Origin of the sequence: Sporomusa rhizae (assembly GCF_041428845.1) — a bacterium.
GTDB classification, from domain to species: Bacteria; Bacillota; Negativicutes; order Sporomusales; family Sporomusaceae; genus Sporomusa; species Sporomusa rhizae.
On the sequence record NZ_CP156925.1, the window covers coordinates 3,302,609 to 3,321,804 of the forward strand.

Here is a 19,196-nt window from a genome sequence, read left to right on the forward strand (position 1 = left end):
AATTTTGTAAGGAGACTAAAAATAGTCGATAATTTATCAATTCAAACTATAATAGATCCTTTGATTGTCTCTTCCCCATGGAATATATTTGTTCTCTTAACCTAAAAATATAAGAAACTATTAGATGGAGGGCGAAGACCAAATGAGTGAACTTATAAATAACCGGGAGCACAGAAAGCAAATTATCAAAGGGATACTGCTCGACTTGCATAAAGGAAAAAGTGTTGAGGAAGTAAAACCCCTTTTCGATTCTATAGCTGCGGAAATGGATGCAGCAGAACTTTCCCTGATTGAGCAAAGTCTTATTAACGAAGGTATTCCTGTCGAAGAAATCCAAAGCCTTTGTGATGTACATGCAGCTGTATTTAAGGAAGCACTAAGCGAAAAGCCCGGTACGGATGTAGCTCAAGGACATCCTCTCGACATTTACCGCAAGGAAAACCAGGCAATAGAAGAACTGATTAACAAAGATATTCGTCCGCTTATCGCCAGGCTAAAGACCGCCAATCTTGAACAGGAATCAGCCGTTGTAAATGAACTATTGGAAAAGATAAATTTACTGTGGGACGTTGATAAACACTACACCCGAAAAGAAAATCTTATCTTTCCCATCCTTGAAAATTACGGCATTACCGCACCACCAAAGGTCATGTGGGGAGTAGATGATGAAATCCGGGCACTGCTCAAGGAAACCAAACAAATAGCGCTGCACTATTCGGCAAGCTCTAAAGAGCAGTTTCTAAGTAAATTTGAAGAATCATTGCATCAAATTACCGAAATGATTTTTAAGGAAAATAAGATCATGTTTCCCATGCTACTGGAAACACTGAGCGAAAATGATTGGCTGCTTATCCAGGAAGACAGCGATCAAATCGGCTATTGTCTCATTGAGCCAGCTATCCGGTGGTTACCACATAAGTCCGCACTCACAGATGTGCACACAAGTAAAAATCTAGATGCCCAAGGACTTATCAAGTTTGCTACAGGTATTCTCACACCGAAAGAAATTGAACTAATCTTCAGCCATCTGCCACTAGACATAACTTTTGTTGGCAGAGACAATCTCGTCAAATTCTTTTCCGCATCGAAGGACCGTATCTTCCATCGTACAAAAACCATTATTGGACGAAAGGTTGAAAACTGCCACCCACCTGCCAGTGTTCACATTGTTGAGCAGCTTGCAGCGGATTTACAGTCCGGAAAGAAAGACAAGGAGAGCTTTTGGCTCAGACTGGGTGATAAATTTGTTTATATCCAATATATTGCAATACGAGATGCAAGCGGTGAATTCTTAGGAGTACTCGAGGCAACACAGGACATAAAACCCCTGCAAGCCATCACAGGAGAAAAACGTATTATGGATTAACTATTCGTTTAGAAGTAAAATACAGGGCTGCAGACTACTCTGCAGCCCTTTCCTTTACTAAACAAACATTGGAATCACCCTGATCGAAATTACTTTGTACTAAATTTTTCAAACAAGGAAGCAGCTAGTTACTGAAGTTATAGGGTATTGGTACCTGCCGCCTTATTGGCAGCATCAATGGCTTGATGTGCCAAATCAATTGCTTGTCCTAATGTATTAAGCTCTTGCACAGGATTATGGAAACCCATACTGTTCGCCGACGCGACATAGTCCCAATACCACTGCGCACGCCGCAACAGTTCACGGGCATTAGTAAGCTCTGTCTGGTTAGGATTTGTACCCGCACCCGCCTTTTGAATAGCGCCATGCGCCCTTGCAATCGTTTGACCAGCAGTATGCTGAAGTTGCCAGACATTATCCTGGAATGCCTTTACTTGACCATACAGTAACTCTTTCCCTTGGGTATGGCAGGGAGTACAGGATTCATTGATTGTTTTCATTGGGCTGGTTATCCAATGAGAAGTATACTTTTGTCCGCTCTTTCTCATATACGGCATATGACAATCTGCACAAGAAACACCAAACTGACCATGTACACCGTTTTGCCATTCCTCATAGTCCGGATGCTGTGCCTTAAGTACAGGAACTTGTGAGTCTGGGTGGATAAAGTCCCGGACAAAACCATTTGGTTTAGTCGAGTAGTATTCATACATTTGCTGAGGTGTTAAACCCTTTTCCCAGGGAAAGATGACCTTAAAAGTACCTGGTTCAAAGTAGTACTCAGCGTGACACTGAGCACAAACGTAACTGCGCATTTCTTCCCGGCTTGCCTTGGTTACATCAATGCCTCGCTTTTGCATAGCTTCAGTAAAGGCTGGGTTAATAACGCGAAGCCCCATAGTCTCAGGATCATGGCAGTTCGCACAGGAAACTGAATGTTTTGCTTTATCCATCAATTCAGTAAGAGGTTTGCTGGCATAACCCCAGCCCATCTCTTGGTACGCCTGTTCAAGATAAGGAGTTTTACAGGTTATACAAGCTCCTTTGGCGGCAGGTCCAATCCGTTTAGATTCACGCAAATCTTCCATCGCGTAAGGATGGCCTCTATCCTCCGTATAATCTTCGCTAAAGGGATTACCTTTAAAGTTGGTATATAATTCTGGCTGCATCTCAGCTTTTTGTACTTTTAGATTGCCATCATACCCCGTAGGTGACGGAGCCATTTCTAAGTTTTTCTTATAACTGCTATATTCTAGGGGATAACTTTTTCCCCAAATTTCGGGGTCATATTCCCCCGCAGGCAGTCGTACTAGTTGAACAGTTGACTGCGGCTTGAAAATCCATACCCGGCTTATGATTACACCGGTAAATAACACAACAAACGATAAGAATGCAACAAGCAATTTTTGCGTTCTATTCAACAGGAACACCTTCCTTAACTACAATATGGCCGTGTATCATACCTCGGTGGCATTTAGTGCAAGACTGCCCGCCTGTTGACATGAATGTAGTCTGAACAGTGTAAGCATGGCAGCGTAAACAGTTACGTTCTACGATGGCTCTACCTTTACCACTTACTCTAATCGTATCAGGATAATCGCGTAAGAATTCGTGATAGGTATCGTGTATTCCAGTTTGGTTTTTGACCATCATTTTTTCGACTATATTTTCTTGAGGCAAGTGGCAATCACCACAAGTAAATTGCCGGTGATTTGATGCTTGCCATGTTGTCGCAACATATTTCATTGAGTGACAGCTGCTACAAAATGAGGCCTTATCGGCATACGCAATACCGCCGCCAGCGACGGCCATCCCTACCATAGCCGCTAAAACGCCAACAAGTATTAGTTTCAGACTATTTTTTTCCAAATACCTCTTCCATTCCAATACGTCTACCTCCCCGTTAAAACAAGGCCTCAATTGTTACATTCTTAGATTTCCACACAGTAATCTACTTATGCAACAAATACATCGAATTCAACATTGAAAGTAGTGAAAATTGTCTAGATGAATAAAAAAAGGAGTTACCTAACGGTAACTCCAAACCCAGCCTGTCCCAACCGTGATTAGGAAGGCTCCGAACCAGACCAGATTGATAAGAGGTTTTTGGCTAAATTCAGCCTCTAGCTGCTCTTGTCCTGTAGCTTTGCCGATAAAGGTATCTTTAAACTCAATAAAAACTTTTCCCTCCCCAGGTTTAAGTCCCACTATATGAATTTCATACCGATCAAGCGCTTTGACTGTCGAACCCGTAATCTGGCCGTTCTTATTAGTCAGTTCTGGTCTTACTTCTTGAGACAGAGAGCCGGTTTTAACTTCAATCAGAGCCTGCACACGTACTGGACCATCCCCATCCATGCCTGCCATATTGAACTTTACGAACGCTAATTGTACTTCGCCCTGATTTATCCATTCGCCTTTAACCAACATTAATTCCGGGCCATGATCCTCCTCCGTTTTTACCATAGGGGCTATATATAGATCGGAGAGTAACCGACGATAAATGCCTGGTTCCCTGGCTGCCGGTTGACCTTCTTTATTTAGCTTAGTTAACGAGTGAACAACGTCTTGGCTAGCGCCGACCTGAAAGGTATTACACCTTACTTCACCGGCTGGCTCAGTCTCTGTTCCTATATATGTCACCCGTTCGCCGAAAACTTGCTGCGGCAGACCTTGGGTGAAACTTACTATCGCGGATTTACTTCCTGCGCCTGATGTCATAATACCGATTAAGATAACGGCCACCCCCAGATGACTGCAAGCCACTCCCTTCGAAGTACCCCGGCGCCAAGCCGAATATAGCTGAGAGGCAGCGGCTGCTATCGCCATACAAACAACTAGCGTAATGAGCGGCTGATCGAGTATTGTTATCCAGTCAGCTAATGAAATTCCCATTACCGCAGGAAATACCAGCCACCAGTACTGTTTAGGATGACCGCCGGACACACCACCCATTTTTACCACAGGCGCAATTATGAGCGCGGCCCCCATGACTACAGCCAACGGTAAAGCAGCATCATTGTAAAAAGCACTGCCGACACTTTTGGGGCTACCGAAGGCCATAGTAATAAGCGGCGTTGACATGCCGGCAAAAACTACTACACAGAAAAATACCAAGAGCAATGCGGTAAGTGCTAATATGAATTCACGGCTGGCAACTCCCGGATATAACTCACCAGAAGGCATAGTAGGCAGTCTTAAGATATAAAATCCAAATGATACTGTTAAAGCAGCAAGTACGACAATACCTAAAAATCCGCCAATTCCCTCATCTGCAAACGAATGGGTAGAAAAGTCGCTTACTATTCCGCTGCGAGTAAGGAAAGTGCCATACAGTACTAAGAGAAAACTTGAAATTACACCAACGTAGGCAAGCCTAATAGCACCGGCACGGCCCTTAGCCATTAGCAGTAAGTGCGCCGTTGCACCTGCGGCCAGCCACGGTGCCAGTGATGAATTCTCTACAGGGTCCCAGGCCCAATAGCCGCCCCAGCCCAAAACTTTATACGCCCAAAAACCACCAATAAAAATGCCTGCTCCCAGACTGGATAACGCAAAAAGTGTCCAGGTTTTGGCTGGCGCCACCCATTCCTGGTGACAACCGGTGATGAGTCCGCTAATAGCATAAGCAAACGGTACAGCTAATGCGGCGTAACCTAAAAAAACAACCGGCGGATGAATCACCATCCAAGGATCTTGCAAGAGAAGATTAAGACCAGCGCCATTCAGGTGCGGTTCAGACAACACCATAAACGGGCTCTTGATAAGAAGAATCACCAACAGAACCGACTGAGTCACACAATAGACCAGCATTACACCGGCAGGAGCTGCGGGCCTCTTTAATAGAACCATTCCGAATATGGCGTGAAAAACCAGCCACAGTAAAAACGATCCTTCTTGTCCGGCCCAAAAAACAGACAGTTTGTATGCAATCGATAATTCCCGCGAGGAATAGCCGAATACATAGGCATACTCGAACTTGTTGCCTAAAATCAAATAGAATAGATAGACAGCCGCAATACCGATAAGTAAAGTTGATACGCTATATAGAACCCGAGCAATGCTCACCAGTTTTTCACTGCTATATTTTTTATTATTGATCAATATCAAATATAGACCCGCTGCCGCGACGGAAACAACTAACGCCAAAGCAATTGCTGCGTAACCAATCATTGCTTCACACTCCCCTGATATTTAGACGGACACTTGACAAGCAGTTTGTCTGCCTGGAATTGCCCATTGGCGTATTTTCCAATAGCAACGATACCCGCTGCTTGTTCCATGCCCTCCGGTTTGACGCCATGGTAGATTACAGTTACTTCTTCTCCATTATCATCGCGCAACACAAAAGCAATAGCACGGCCATCCTCCGTTTGCGTAATTTTAGATGTTGCGAGCGATCCTTTTACCTGAACCGCACTTTTTGTACTCTTAGCCTGTGCAAAATCCACATAAGTCGTTAATGAGCTTTGGTACACTAAGATGCTATAGGCAATAAAAATAACAATAACGGCAAGTAAGAATACCCGGCTTTTTTTCATTCATCCAGCCCCTTTTTGGTGGCGATGGTCTTTTCCATAACACTTCCGGCCAGGAGCATCCCGTATAATGCTGTGCAGAGGGCAATGGCCGCTGCTAACACATACAACATCACCGGCTCCATCTGCATCTTACCACCACTATTGAGCAACGGTTCAGGATGGAGAGAAAAGTACATTCGCGGAATAATGAAAACCAGAAACGGCACCGTAAGGAAGGATAAGAGAGCGTACACAGCGGCCACAACAGCCCGGCGTTCCTCTTCCTCGATGGCGCTGCGCAGCGCCATATACGCCCCGTAGATTAAAAACAGTATAAAGATTGTTGTTTGGCGAGGATCCCAATTCCAATAAGCCCCCCAGGTTAACTTGGCAAACATAGCGCCACTTACCGTAGCCAACAGGCAAAAACTAAGCCCGAGTCTGGCCGAACACGCACTTACCCAATCATATCGTAATTGCCTTGTCCTCAAATATTGTCCGGCTGCCGCTGCTGAAACCAAAAAAGCAAGCACTGACACCCAGGCTACCGGGATGTGAAAAAACGCGATACGAACAAGATAGCCCAGCCCCGCAGCCGGTGGTACCAGATAAAACACCGAATAAATTACTCCCATTAACCATACTGCGCTTACTACTGCCATTGTTTTCCGATTCATATGTCCTCCTAATCTTGCCAAAGATAGTCAAACAACAACATACCTGCGGCAATAACCGCTGCATCATAGCCGGCCATAAATATCAGTTCATCAATTCCCGGTACTTCACCTGACAAAATTTTTGTGGAAACATTTATTGCACTGAGAAATTGTGGCAATAGGACAGGAAATGTCAGTACAGTAAAGATGGACTGCTCGCCCCGCGCGGATAGCACCATGGCACCGGTCAACGTTGCTACCGCCGCAATTCCCACGCCACCTAGTATTAAAACCAAAGAAAATAGGTGCCATTCTTCCATAGTAACGTTAAGAAAAATAACAAATAGAGGTACCACCAGACAACTTAAACCAGCTAAAAGCCCTATGTTGAACAACAGCTTGCCACACAATACAGCCAGACTTGGCGCATACAGCCTTAGTCCCAGAAGCGTTCCCGTTTCGTGCTCCTGCACAAATACCCGGGCTAAGCCAGCCATAGAGCAGAAGAACATCACTATCCAAAGTAATGCCGCAGCAAACGTTGGCGGCAACTCTTTCCCCGCAATAGCCATACTGACACTTGATAACGTGGTGAACGCAAACATAATAATTGCCCCGACAGCATATCTTGTTCGAAACTCGCATACCATGTCTTTTCGCAGTATTGCCCATACTATGCTGCTAAAGTTCAATCTTACTGGTGGCATAACGAGCCTCCTCAGCTTCATTGGTAGCAATAATCACAGCATTCATTTTGACTGCGTCAGTAATCAACGCTTTTACCATACTTTTCCCCCGCTCATCTAAGTTGCTAGAAGGCTCATCCAAGAGCCATACCGGAGGATTAACTGCCTGTATTACAGCAAATTTGAGCCGTTGTCTCATTCCTGTGGAATAGGTAAAAACTTGCTCACTCCCGGCTCCGCCCAGCCCTACCTGATTGCATAATTCTTCCGCCCTTGACTTGGAACAGGCTATGCCACATACCTTTGTCCAGAAGATAATATTTTCGATCCCGGTAAGTGTCTTGTACATCGCCATATCAGGTGAAACAAGACCTGCATAAGCAGTTCGCTCTTTTGGTATGACGGTGTTGTCCAAAGTAAACTGAACCTGACCAGTGCTTGGCCGAATCAATCCAGCAATGATCTTAAGTAGTGTGGACTTGCCTGAGCCGTTACGGCCAGTTACGACCAGACAATGGCCGCTGACGATCTCGGCACTAATTCTTGAAAACAGCGACCTGTCACCAAATCTTTTACCAACATTGTCCAGTACAACTTTAATACACATATCAATCTGCTCCAAAAAAGGAATATTTATCATATTATAACCATTTATAGGAGTAAATAAGTTTTCTTTTTACTATTCTCTAAAATGATTCCCCCCAAGCCTCCCCAATAGCAAATCGCCTAGACTAAGTCTAGGCGATTATAAAAGTGTGCTCTTCTGCTGCAACCTTATACATTGTCGTTCTAAAATCCACCCAAGGAGATAAGCGAAGAGTAGCGCAATCAGGAGGCGAAACCCTACTACTACCATGAGATTCACGTCCATACCTACGAAGAGAAGCGTTTCCTCAAATAAGGAATGACAGATTCCGACCATTACAAACAGGATGCTAAGCGTCCTGCGAGAATAGTTTTCTTCTTGGGCAGTTTGCAGAATAACGCCACTACCGGACACAATTCCAATAAATAAACCAACGAAGGCAGGCAAAGCAGCAGTTTTGGGCAGACGAAAGATATCAGTAAACCACTGTGACCACTTCGCAATGATCTCCAACCACCCGTACCGTTTGGCAAACTCAATCATAACCATAAACGGCAAAATGATAAGCGCCAGTTTCCCCACACTTATGAGACTAACAAGCAGCCCTTGGTATACTGTGGCTAAGAGTGTCATCTTCTTCCCCCCTATATCCCCGACACATGAATAAGCCATGCGGCTAGAAAAGCGCCGATAAAGCGCATGCAGAATACCAAGGTGCCACTGGCGCCTGCTTCAGTTACCACTGCCGTTTCCATAAACGCACTATGACAGATAGCAATCATAGTACTTAAGATAGTTACTTCTCCTCGTGATAAGGGTAACACGATCATAGCTCCAATACCGGCGTAAATACTGGCAAAGATACCAATGATAAATGCAATGGCTGCTTCACCCGGTAAGCCGACCATCTGCATGATTGGGGCAAATAGTTGACCAATGGTATTTAATATAGTTGTCGTTTGCAAAATAGATACGAAGATAATCGCAGGAACGATAACTTTCGCTAATCGCAAAACTAAGCCTATCCCTTTATACAAGCCTGTTTTTATGATAGCAAGAGCAGCATACTCCTTCTTCCTTTGCTCGTCAGCCATGCTTTCGCCGCCTAAACTTATACCGCAGCCAGCGTTCGCAATCCGTCCATATGGCGACGACCACAAGACCGCCGAAGATGAGCTGTTCCCAATGGAGCCCCCGGTAAAATTGGTTAATGAGTAAGTACACTACGCCGATAATACACACAAAACTACAAGCCCGCATTGTTCCTCCCCCTTAATGATCTTACTAATATTATAACTTGCAGGTAAGGGGCGATGGAAATTGGGGTTGGTTATCCTAACGATAAAAACTGCCTATGATTTAGCATCAATATATTGGGTGAGGTCGCTTTGAATATTGGCATGTCCTGCAAAGATCAAAAGCAGAGCCCGCATAGCCGGTGTTAACACCTTACTTTTATGAAAAGCGATAGACATAACGAACGTAAGCTGTGGAACATTATTAAATTCCACTAATGTTCCATCTGCTAAAAACGGTTCTACTAATATATGGGGCAGAATACTTGAACCCACTCCATCCAGCACTGCCCGTTTAATGGCTTCCGCGTCGCTATATTCGATAATAGACTGAACCCCTTTTTCTTGCAGTACGTCTTCATACAAGCTTCGGTACACACAACCAGGACGAAAATTAATGAAAGGATAATGGCTTACCTCTTGACAATGGTTGTTTTCAGCAAATAAATCACGTTTGACTATCCAGACCAATTTTTCCTGTGACAGGTCAAATTGGATGATTTGACTATTGTTAATTTTATTGTGCACAATAGCTAGATCAAAAGTATTATCCATAAGTCCTTTTACCGTTGTCGGCAGGTCGATGCAAATATCTACAATAACCGAGCCGGCCATCCCGGTGTTTTGAAAGTCCAGTAATATTGGTGAAATGATATAGCTGGCAACTGCAGTCGATGCTCCTATTTTGATAGGACTATCCATGTCAGAAAAACGTTGCATTGCAGTATTAATGTCACGGTAAACGGCCAACAGCTTTTCTGTATGCAAAGTAAGCTCACGCCCAGCTTCAGTAATATAAAGTTTCCTGCCAATACGCTCAAATAAACGCACCCCATAATGTTCTTCCAGCGTGCGGATCTGCGCAGTAACTGTTGGTTGCGTGAAATTCAACATCTCGGCTGCTTTGGTAATGTTACTCAGTTTAGATACTAACAGAAATGATTGAAATAATTGAATATCCATCCGTTATTATCCTCCAGGCAATGTATATATGTAAGGTAAATATATACATTTTTGTACGTACTACACACCTTACGTTGATTCTTATTATACAAAAAATCAATCAGAGAGGGCAAACCTCTCTGATTTTATACATCTTAACCATTATAATCTATTACAGTGTTTCCTAGTCACTGAAGAACCAATTAAAATTGGTTCTTCACTTTAGTAATCAATCATCATAGTTTTGTGCATAAGCTACCTGCAGGATTTCATCAGGTAATTCTTTCTCCCAACGCGCTACTACGATAGTCGCTATACAGTTACCAAATACATTACAAGTAGTCCGGGCCATATCCATAATCCTATCAACACCAAGGATAATGGAGATACCTTCTACCGGTAACCCAAAAGCAGAAGCGGTGGCAGCAATAACAATGATCGATGCCCCTGGTACCGCGGCAATACCTTTGGTAGATAACATCAGGGTTACCATCATCAGTAATTGTGTTGACAGCGGAAAGTCAATATTATACATTTGCGCAATAAACACAACGGCCAGCGAACTATATAGCGTCGAACCGTCCAGGTTGAAAGTATAACCTGTGGGTAATACGAAAGTAACAATATGTTTAGGAACACCAAATTTCTCTAATTTTTCCATAGCTACCGGCAGCGCCGCTTCACTAGCAGCAGTAGAGTAAGAAATTAATAGCGGCTCTTTGAGAGCCCGTACCACATGAAAGAAATTTACCCGAGTAACCAAAGTGGCGACTACCAGCACTATAGTAAGAAAGAATATTACTGCAAAATACAAGGAACCAATTAGTTTGGCCAGAGGAATAACCATCGCCAGACCAAATTTACCTACAGTATAAGCAATTAACGCAAAGATACCGATAGGAGCACATTTCATAACATACCCAGTGACTTTAAACATAATTTCCGTTATGCTTGTTGCAAATTTTATTACTATTTCGCCTTTGGCGCCTACGCCGGCTGCCGCTACACCAAAAAAACAGGCAAATAAAATGATCTGCAGCATGTCACCACGAGCTGCCGCATCAATTACATTTGTCGGTACAATGTTGACCATCATTTGCACCATATCAATTGATTTTTTAGCTGCTCCGGTTGCCGCACTGGCATCACCAGTTGGGAGAGAAAGTCCAACACCTGGTTGAAAAACGTTAACCACCACTAACCCAACAATGAGAGCCAAAGTTGTCGCTACTTCAAACCAAATGAGTGCTTTACCGCCCAGGCGCCCCAGCTTTTTGAAGTCGCCGGTACCAGCAATACCCATAATCAACGAACCAAAAATCAACGGCACAACAATCATTTTAATCATACGAATAAACATGTCGCCGATTGGTTTTAACGCCTGAGCCTGAGTAGGAAAAGTATAGCCAAAAATAACACCTAGAATGAGAGCAAGAAAAATTTGAGTGGTAAGACCAGCTCCCTTTTTCTTTTCTTTACTTTGTCCATTTTTCTCCATAAACTATTTCTCCTCCATATTCGATTGATACACTGACCATTCATTCCAGGGCGTAAATGGCTGACCCATGATGTTAGAATAGTCTTGTTAACATTATAATTCGCGGTTAAAGGTCGATGGAAATTGGAGTTGGTTATCCTAACAATAAAAAACTCTTATGATCCATCGCTATATTCTGTGAGAACCTTTAACTATTGATATGCACTGCAAATAGCAAAGTGTGCTCGTAAAATACCCAATTTTGTACAGCTAAAAGTACTGCCCTTAAAATATGCCGATACACATAGTAAGAATCCTCTCCATGCGCCGTGCACCATAATAAATAGCAGCACGCCATAACAATGGCGCGCTGCTATTTATTATAGCCCAGTTTAGTAAATGTCTGAATTTTACTCACTTATGCCGACCTTCTTATAACTCCACCTAAGCAGGATAAGATTAAATGCGCACACTGCATATTAGTGGCCACGGGAACATTGTGAACATCGCATATTCTAAGCAAAGCCGTTATATCCGGTTCATGCGGTTGTGCAGTTAATGGGTCTCGAAGAAAGATCACAATGTCAACTTCCTGAGAAGCAATTTGGGCTCCGATTTGCTGATCGCCTCCCATAGGTCCTGATAAATACGTTTTTACCGTAAGAGCAGTATTCTGTGCGATTATTTTTCCAGTAGTAGCAGTCGCTAGCAAAAAATGCTGAGCTAAAACACTTTCATGTTCTTTCACGAATGCAAGCATTTCTGCTTTTTTTTGATCGTGGGCAATAAGAGCTATTCTCTTCATTCCTTGCCTCCTTTATGTTTCTACCCTATAGGTGTTTCTACTAGCTAATCTATAAAGCTTCCTTAATTTGATAACCCAAGTGTAAATGTTTTTCTAACCGCTCAACAAATTGCCGCTGGATGCATTCAATCTTAATCCTAGCCATGTCTGGTGTCACAAACTGTAGTTGATCTACCTCCGGAAATGATTGGATTCTCCCTGAGCGAGGAGGCCATTCCATTTGAAACAAGTTGCTTTGTACTGGTTGATCAGCATCGCAGTTGCCCTGAAATGCCCAGACACAAATAAGCTTTCCGCTTTTCTCAGTTACGCTGCCTAGTGAAATTAATTCGCTAATACATGGTTCGAAGCCCGTTTCTTCTGCGAATTCCCGAAATGCCCCTTGCAGGATTGTCTCATTAGCTTCAACTTTTCCTTTTGGAAGGCCCCAATACCCATTGTCCTTACCTTCATACAGCGGACCACCAGGATGGCACAATAACACCTCTAATTTATCTTGCTTCCAGCGATACATAAGAAGTCCAGCGCTGATATTCTTCACTCTGATCAACCGCCTTTTATGAAGATTATGTCTGTTGCCTAAATACAGTGTAGCATTTTAGTAAAGATAGAAATGTTAATTCTTCATTATGATTTAGTAAATTTGCTTTCGAGTGAACTATATTGCCCTTAAAAAAACTACCCCTGAACAGTCGACCTACGCTAATGCATATATTCTACCGCCCTTGGGTAACGTGTATAAGTAGAACAATAAAATGACAAGAAGGGATATACTTGAACAATACTAACGCATTTATCCAGGAAGATTTAGTACCATTCTACAAACGGGCATTTGAAGCATTTAAGCAAAACCATCATTCAATGTATTCGGTTCTAAACTCTTTTATGTCTGGGAAAAAGAACCACGTAGGAATGAAAGTAACTGAGAATGATCAGGTCGTGGGTGAGTATACAGTCTATATGGATGGGCCGAATTTTTCACACATCGACACTGGGCATCTCTCGTCCGAAATTCATACCCCGTTTGGAATAATTAGGCCATATATAATTATAGAGCGAAGTACATTAGAGAAGATGATCCAGGATGAGCCGAATTTCATTAAAGAACCATTTGCTACCAAAGCGAAATATTATCGCGACATGACCATTAAATTCCTGTAAGTATTCTCATTCGTCCATTAGTTCTATTTATTCATTGCTTGTGTATAGCCTCACTTCGCCATAAGCAATACCCCCATTCTGTAGTTTTATTTCCTACAGATGGGGGTATTTGTGTATTTCCGACTATTACAAATTTGATTTTTGTTTTTACACAAATAAATTATTCCAAAAATGCTTTTACTTATATTTGATTATAAATACTTGACTAAACACTTATACTTAATTAAAATCAAAATATATAGGAAGATAATTCCAGGGGAGGGCTTCGATGTATCAAGAGGAGCGAATGCAAGCCATTCTTGACTATCTTAAACAAAACAAACGAATCAGCGCAGATGAAATCTGCCGTCTTTACGATGTTTCCCGGGATACAGCCCGTAGGGATCTTGTCAGCTTAGCCGATCGTGGAGCTGTCATTCGTACTCACGGCGGAGCAATTCTACCCGCTTCCCACGACAGCTGCAAACCGTATTCGGAACGCATTGTTACTGATGTTAAAGAAAAACAGCATATCGCCGCATGCGCTGCCAGACTGATAAAACAAGGTGACTGTGTCATTTTCGATGCCTCAACAACAGTGCTGGCTTGCGCTGAGCTACTGGATGACGTACCTTTCACACTTATCACAAACGCTATTAATGTAGCCGATGTAATTGCCACTAAAGAAAACATCACCCTTATTATGCTGGGTGGCCGTCTACGTCACAGGCACCGTTACTTCTATGGGGCTACGACACTAAACACCTTGTCTGAATGTTTTGCCGATAAGCTTTTCATCGGTGCGGCTGGATTTTCAGAACACGGCCTTACCGTGGATCATGATGAAGACGCCGCTGTCATCCGCAAGATGATTAGTCAGGCAAAACAAGCGGTAGTACTAGCTGACTCATCCAAGTTTGGAAAAACGTGCAGTTTCAAAATATGCGATCTTTCGCAGATCGACCTGGTTATTACCGCTAGCAACCCACCCGATGATTTTGCCGATTTGCTTGCTAAGCACAATGTTGACCTGATTGTGGCCAAAAAATTATCCGATGACTAACTCGCTCTAAAACTCCCGCACTACAGGCGGGAGTAAGAGCGACTAAGTTCCCTGGATAAGTGTGATTAAGCTTCAGATAGAGTTAAAACCCCACCTGAGGCAAGTCTTACTTTATAAAGAGGTGAAAAAGTGAAGCTATTCGTAACCGATCTTGATGGTACGCTACTTAACTCACAGCACGAGATCAGCCCCGAAAATTTATCAGCGCTAGAACTGGCACAGAAGGAAGGCTTAGAAATAGCAATTGCCACCGGGCGCACTTATGCCGACGCCAGAGCAGTATGTGAGAAGGCTGGGATTTCAGCACACATTATCTCGAATAACGGTTCATTTATCTTCACCCGGGATGGAAAGAAGCTCAAGGCAATGTCTCTTGCTAAGGAATTCGTCGCGCCATCACTGCGCTGGCTGCATAATAACGACTACTATTATGAGATTTCCACAGACAACACTATCTTTTTGTCACCTACTACAGAAGACGTGCTGAAATTGGATTTTGCCAGGGCTAAAGCTGCCGACCCTTCCCTTGATCCTGCTGCCTTGGACAAAATATTGAGTCTTATTTACTCGCAAAAAGGCATCAGAATCGTTAAAGATATTGACAGTATAGTGGATACTGATATTGAATATTACAATATGCTGGGGCTTTCCTTCGACCCAGTCAAACTAACCAGAGGACGAAATTATTTTAGTAATTTAGAAGGTTTAACTATGCTTATCTCCGGACAATATAATTTCGAAATGATAAACAGTAACGCCTCTAAAGGTTTTGCTCTTAAACATCTTACCGATCATCTAAACATTCCCGTCAGTAAAACAATCGCAATCGGCGACAGCTTTAACGACCTTTCCATGCTGGAAATAGCCGGCATTGGCGTGGCTATGGGCAACGCCGAAGATAAAATCAAAAAGTGCTGTCAATACGTAGCAAAATCTAACGATGAAAGCGGCGTCGCTCATATCATTCACGAATTGAAACATCTTTTCTAACTAGGAAGCAAGATTTGCAACAGCAAAGCCTATACCTGCCAACTGACGGGTATAGGCTTTTTTTGTCCTGATAGGAAGTACAGCCAACTATTCCATAGCCGTTATAAGCGGGCTCAAGGCAGCAATACATTCTTTTTCATCTGCCCCATCAGCCATCAGAGTGATTTCTGTTCCCTGAGTTACACCCATTCCCATAATTGCAAGCAAACTCTTAGCATCCGCCGTTTTATCATTGGCCAAAAGACTTATCTTACTGGTAAAACCAGAGGCTTTCTTGGCGATTACCGCCGCCGGACGGGCGTGCAGCCCGGTAGCACGATTGACAACAACCTGAACTTTAATCATAAAAACGATCCCCTTCACAATTTATACTAAGACCTATTTAGCCATAATTTCCAATATAATTCCGTCAGCGCGGTCAAAGTGCTTTGTCAGCCGGTCAACTTTAGCCATGTTGGTAATGACAACCGGTGTCACCAAAGATTTGCCCTTGCTGCTGATAAAAGGCGCATCAAAAGTAAGTAGTTTGTCACCAAGTTTGACTTGGTCGCCTTGCCGGACATGACTAATAAAACCTTCCCCTCCCAGTTCGACGGTATCCAGCCCTACATGAATTAATATCTCAACCCCGTTCGTTGATTTAAGTGCTACCGCATGACGGGTTTTCGGCACAACAATAACTTCACCGTCACACGGAGCAGTAATAACACTGCCTTCGGGATTGATACATATACCATCCCCCATCATGCCGCTGCTAAATACAGCGTCTGGAGTCGCTTGCACATCCTGGATACAGCCTTTGACCGGAGCGTACAGACTAAAAGTTTTGCGCTTATTAAAAAAACCGAACATATCATTGCACCTCACATTGTTCAACTTAAAATATTACCATAACTTCGCGGCCGTTAAGCGACGTTTTGCCTTATATCCTTTGCCGCACTCTGCTCAATAATAACGGTGACATCCTGGTGAAGCTGAAGAATGGAAGCCGGTATCTCCGGCGTAATACCACCATAAATTGCACGGTAGATGGCATCAGCCTTATTTTCGCCATTAGCCAAAAGCAGAATTTTCTTAGCGTGCATAATTGTCTTGATGCCCATACTGATAGCGTAACGCGGTACATCATTAAAATCAGCGAAAAATCTTGAGTTTGCAGTTACTGTTTCCAGGTCAAGTTTTACCTTATGGGTTGTCGCTTCAAATTTAATATCAGGCTCATTGAAACCAATATGCCCGTTTGTCCCAATACCCAAAATCTGAAGATCAATACCGCCGCATCCCAGAATTTTTCTGTCGTATTCGCGGCATTCCCGTTCAATATCCTGTGCCATGCCGTCAGGAATATGAATGTTTTCCCGCTGGACATTGACATGGTTAAAAAAATTATGATTCATATACCAGTGATAGCTATGCTCATCTGAGGAAGATAATCCGAGATATTCATCAAGATTGAAAGTTAGCGCCTCAGAAAAATCAAGACCAGCCTGGCAATGCATACGGATAAGTTTTTTATACATCAAAAGAGGGGTGCTTCCAGTAGCCAGGCCAAGAACACTAGCCGGCTTAAGACATACTTGTCCGGCCACAATCATAGCCGCACGTACGCTCATATCTTCATAATCCTTGGCAATTACAATTCTCAATATGATACCTCCTGTAGACTGTCTGCCCCCGTGCCACGGTCATAGCAACCTCTAAGTTATCGTCGAGCACAACAAGATCGGCATCTTTGCCGGCCTCAATAGCACCTTTGCGGTCGGCAATTCCCAGTCTCCTGGCCGGATTAAGAGAAACCATCTTTATAACCTCGGATAGCGCCAGACCGCTGGTTGCGATGAAATTAGCCACCGCGTTCCCCAAAGTAAGCACACTCCCGGCAAGCGCACCATTTTCCATGCGAGCCTCACCATTCTTGACAAAAACCTTTTGACCACCCAAATCATACTCTCCGTCTTTCATAAGAGTAGCTCGCATGGCGTCACTAACCAGAATCAGTTTCTCTGGACCCGTGAGCTTTAATAACAATCTCTGGACGGCTGGATGAACATGGATGTTATCGGCAATTAGATCGCAAGTAACATTACTGTCGGCCAGCGCACCGATAACGCCGGGCTGCCGGTGATTGAGCGCCCCCAATGCGTTAAAAGTATGAGTAATATGAGATGCTCCCATCTTTATTGCCGTCATAGCCCGGTCATAGGTAGCGGCACTATGGCCTATAGATACGATTATGCCGTCTGCCACCGCCTGCCTGACAAATTCAAGACTGCCCGGTAATTCGGGAGCAATGGTAGCAATTTTGATTACATCGGCATAATCCCTTATCTTTGAAAAGTCAGGATTAAGCATATAGGTTTTGTCCTGAGCTCCTTTGTATTCCTTGTTGATAAACGGCCCTTCCAGATGACACCCTACTATTTCAGCGCCATTCCCTTGGCCTATCTTAGAACGGATGCGTTCTAAGATGTATTCAATGGAGTCGAACGGCATGGTCATTGTAGTAGGTAAGAAAGCCGTAACTCCTGTCCGCACCAAATTTTCACTTATAATATCAAGAGCACCGTCATCCTCATCCATCGTGTCGGCTCCGGCACAACCATGGACATGAATATCGATAAAACCGGGAGCAACATAATTCCCATTAGCATCAATCCGTTCCTGAACCACGAAAGATTCAAGTTCATTGTCAGGCACTACGGCGATAACCTTATCAGTAAAGACTACTGCATGGGAAACAAGAGTTCCGTGATTAGTTATTACCTTTGCATTATAAATCGCTTTCATTGTCTCAGCCCTTTAGCGCCTTTTTTACGTACCCGTCATGCTGCGCAAGGCAATGCTGTGCCGCTTCGGCTTCCAGCCCCTTGAGCAGCATGACAATGGCAGTTTTGGCATTATTGTTTGCTTTCGCCAGTGCCTTACGTGCTGTTCTTTCATCGCATTCGCAGGCAATCTGTACGATTTCCACTACACGCCGTTTAAGCTTATCATTCAAGGGAAGCACGTCAACCATCAGGTTGCCGTAAGTTTTTCCCAACCGAATCATGGCACAGGAGGAGATAATGTTTAAGACCATCTTCTGAGCTGTTCCCGCCTTGAGACGGGTTGAACCCATGATGACCTCAGGACCTACATCAACTGTAATCGAAATATCGACGACTTTTTCCAGCTTGCCTCCGGGTGAGCAACATAGACCAACAGTTTTAGCCCCAAGTTTTCTGGCATAGGCGGCGGCGGCAAGAACATAGGGTGTGTTGCCGCTGGCACTAACACAGACAAGGATATCTTCCGCTGAGAATTTTTTTGCTGCGAGATCTATTATCGCCAAGTGCTCATTATCTTCGGTATCTTCGCACCAGCCGACAACCGCATCAGTTCCACCAGATATGATGCCAATTACGGTATTATCATTTACCCCAAAAGTTGGCGGGCACTCCGATGCATCGATAACGCCCATCTTACCCGGCGTACCGGACCCAATATAAATTAGCCTGCCTCCTCCCTGCAAAGCCTCTGTTGCCGCTTCCACCGCCATCGCAACAGACTGCCCGCAATCTTCAACCGCCAGAGCTACTTTTTTGTCTTCCCTGTTAAAAATTCTTACCATCTCCAAGGGGGATACTTCATCGATGTTGGTTGTCGCGGTATTAAACTGCTGCATTGGTCT

The 19,196-nt window shown here is 43.7% G+C and carries 23 protein-coding genes; 4 read left to right on the forward strand and 19 right to left on the reverse strand.

What is annotated here, in order from left to right:
* Window positions 1-142 precede the first annotated feature (142 nt).
* Window positions 143-1,366 (forward strand): DUF438 domain-containing protein, encoded by a 1,224-nt coding sequence (locus SRRS_RS15585; protein WP_371361791.1) that lies wholly within the window; start codon window positions 143-145, stop codon window positions 1,364-1,366.
* 137 nt (window positions 1,367-1,503) lie between these two features.
* Here SRRS_RS15585 and SRRS_RS15590 read toward each other — a convergent pair whose 3' ends face one another.
* From SRRS_RS15590 to SRRS_RS15655, 14 genes are all read right to left on the reverse strand, one after another.
* A complete protein-coding gene (locus tag SRRS_RS15590; RefSeq protein ID WP_371361792.1) occupies window positions 1,504-2,787 on the reverse strand; it encodes an ammonia-forming cytochrome c nitrite reductase subunit c552 in 1,284 nt (427 codons plus the stop codon).
* Window positions 2,780-3,253 carry a cytochrome c3 family protein gene (locus SRRS_RS15595; RefSeq protein ID WP_371361794.1) on the reverse strand — a complete coding sequence of 158 codons (474 nt, stop codon included), beginning with the start codon at window positions 3,251-3,253 and terminating at the stop codon, window positions 2,780-2,782. The genes SRRS_RS15590 and SRRS_RS15595 overlap by 8 nt, the downstream gene beginning before the upstream one ends.
* Before the next feature lie 141 nt (window positions 3,254-3,394).
* Window positions 3,395-5,539: a cytochrome c biogenesis protein CcsA gene (gene ccsA, locus SRRS_RS15600; RefSeq protein ID WP_371361796.1), complete on the reverse strand. Its 2,145-nt coding sequence runs from the start codon at window positions 5,537-5,539 to the stop codon at window positions 3,395-3,397.
* The gene (locus tag SRRS_RS15605) at window positions 5,536-5,907 is read right to left on the reverse strand and encodes a cytochrome c maturation protein CcmE (RefSeq protein ID WP_371361797.1); all 372 of its coding nucleotides are present in this window, start codon (window positions 5,905-5,907) and stop codon (window positions 5,536-5,538) included. The genes ccsA and SRRS_RS15605 overlap by 4 nt, the downstream gene beginning before the upstream one ends.
* Entirely contained in the window at window positions 5,904-6,548 is a 645-nt protein-coding gene (locus SRRS_RS15610; RefSeq protein ID WP_371369844.1) for a cytochrome c biogenesis protein, read from the reverse strand. Before SRRS_RS15610 ends, SRRS_RS15605 begins: the two co-directional genes overlap by 4 nt.
* 23 nt (window positions 6,549-6,571) lie before the next feature.
* A complete protein-coding gene (locus tag SRRS_RS15615) occupies window positions 6,572-7,249 on the reverse strand; it encodes a heme exporter protein CcmB (RefSeq protein WP_371361798.1) in 678 nt (225 codons plus the stop codon).
* Entirely contained in the window at window positions 7,224-7,835 is a 612-nt protein-coding gene (locus SRRS_RS15620) for an ATP-binding cassette domain-containing protein (protein WP_371361800.1), read from the reverse strand. The genes SRRS_RS15615 and SRRS_RS15620 overlap by 26 nt, the downstream gene beginning before the upstream one ends.
* Before the next feature lie 138 nt (window positions 7,836-7,973).
* On the reverse strand, window positions 7,974-8,447 hold the full coding sequence (locus SRRS_RS15625; protein WP_371361801.1) for a nucleoside recognition domain-containing protein: 474 nt from the start codon (window positions 8,445-8,447) through the stop codon (window positions 7,974-7,976).
* An 11-nt stretch (window positions 8,448-8,458) separates the two neighbouring features.
* Entirely contained in the window at window positions 8,459-8,908 is a 450-nt protein-coding gene (locus SRRS_RS15630) for a nucleoside recognition domain-containing protein (RefSeq protein ID WP_371361802.1), read from the reverse strand.
* Complete coding sequence (locus tag SRRS_RS15635; RefSeq protein WP_371361804.1) at window positions 8,901-9,074, reverse strand: hypothetical protein; 174 nt, start codon at window positions 9,072-9,074, stop codon at window positions 8,901-8,903. The genes SRRS_RS15630 and SRRS_RS15635 overlap by 8 nt, the downstream gene beginning before the upstream one ends.
* A 92-nt stretch (window positions 9,075-9,166) precedes the next feature.
* Entirely contained in the window at window positions 9,167-10,072 is a 906-nt protein-coding gene (locus SRRS_RS15640; protein WP_371361806.1) for a LysR family transcriptional regulator, read from the reverse strand.
* Window positions 10,073-10,280: 208 nt separating this feature from the next.
* Complete coding sequence (locus SRRS_RS15645) at window positions 10,281-11,549, reverse strand: dicarboxylate/amino acid:cation symporter (RefSeq protein ID WP_371361808.1); 1,269 nt, start codon at window positions 11,547-11,549, stop codon at window positions 10,281-10,283.
* Window positions 11,550-11,946: 397 nt separating this feature from the next.
* Window positions 11,947-12,333: a methylglyoxal synthase gene (mgsA, locus tag SRRS_RS15650; RefSeq protein ID WP_371361809.1), complete on the reverse strand. Its 387-nt coding sequence runs from the start codon at window positions 12,331-12,333 to the stop codon at window positions 11,947-11,949.
* Between the two features lie 49 nt (window positions 12,334-12,382).
* Window positions 12,383-12,874 carry an NUDIX domain-containing protein gene (locus SRRS_RS15655; protein ID WP_371361811.1) on the reverse strand — a complete coding sequence of 164 codons (492 nt, stop codon included), beginning with the start codon at window positions 12,872-12,874 and terminating at the stop codon, window positions 12,383-12,385.
* Window positions 12,875-13,107: 233 nt separating this feature from the next.
* On the opposite strand from SRRS_RS15655, the gene SRRS_RS15660 reads away from it, so the two are divergent.
* The 3 genes from SRRS_RS15660 to SRRS_RS15670 all read left to right on the forward strand — a co-directional run bounded on the left by SRRS_RS15660 (window position 13,108) and on the right by SRRS_RS15670 (window position 15,526).
* Window positions 13,108-13,494, forward strand: coding sequence for a hypothetical protein (locus tag SRRS_RS15660; RefSeq protein WP_371361812.1), 387 nt, complete (start codon window positions 13,108-13,110; stop codon window positions 13,492-13,494).
* A gap of 268 nt (window positions 13,495-13,762) precedes the next feature.
* Entirely contained in the window at window positions 13,763-14,536 is a 774-nt protein-coding gene (locus SRRS_RS15665; RefSeq protein ID WP_371361814.1) for a DeoR/GlpR family DNA-binding transcription regulator, read from the forward strand.
* Between the two features lie 129 nt (window positions 14,537-14,665).
* On the forward strand, window positions 14,666-15,526 hold the full coding sequence (locus SRRS_RS15670; RefSeq protein WP_371361816.1) for a Cof-type HAD-IIB family hydrolase: 861 nt from the start codon (window positions 14,666-14,668) through the stop codon (window positions 15,524-15,526).
* An 87-nt stretch (window positions 15,527-15,613) separates the two neighbouring features.
* Here SRRS_RS15670 and SRRS_RS15675 read toward each other — a convergent pair whose 3' ends face one another.
* The 5 genes from SRRS_RS15675 to murQ are packed head-to-tail and all read right to left on the reverse strand — an operon-like array spanning window position 15,614 to window position 19,190.
* Window positions 15,614-15,871 carry an HPr family phosphocarrier protein gene (locus SRRS_RS15675; RefSeq protein WP_371361817.1) on the reverse strand — a complete coding sequence of 86 codons (258 nt, stop codon included), beginning with the start codon at window positions 15,869-15,871 and terminating at the stop codon, window positions 15,614-15,616.
* 33 nt (window positions 15,872-15,904) lie between these two features.
* Window positions 15,905-16,378 (reverse strand): PTS glucose transporter subunit IIA, encoded by a 474-nt coding sequence (locus SRRS_RS15680; protein ID WP_371361818.1) that lies wholly within the window; start codon window positions 16,376-16,378, stop codon window positions 15,905-15,907.
* Window positions 16,379-16,431: 53 nt separating this feature from the next.
* On the reverse strand, window positions 16,432-17,172 hold the full coding sequence (gene nagB / locus SRRS_RS15685; RefSeq protein ID WP_371361819.1) for a glucosamine-6-phosphate deaminase: 741 nt from the start codon (window positions 17,170-17,172) through the stop codon (window positions 16,432-16,434).
* The gene (gene nagA, locus SRRS_RS15690) at window positions 17,144-18,313 is read right to left on the reverse strand and encodes an N-acetylglucosamine-6-phosphate deacetylase (protein WP_371361820.1); all 1,170 of its coding nucleotides are present in this window, start codon (window positions 18,311-18,313) and stop codon (window positions 17,144-17,146) included. Before nagA ends, nagB begins: the two co-directional genes overlap by 29 nt.
* A gap of 4 nt (window positions 18,314-18,317) precedes the next feature.
* Window positions 18,318-19,190, reverse strand: a complete 873-nt coding sequence (gene murQ, locus SRRS_RS15695) for an N-acetylmuramic acid 6-phosphate etherase (RefSeq protein ID WP_371361822.1) — start codon at window positions 19,188-19,190, stop codon at window positions 18,318-18,320.
* Between the last annotated feature and the right edge of the window lie 6 nt (window positions 19,191-19,196).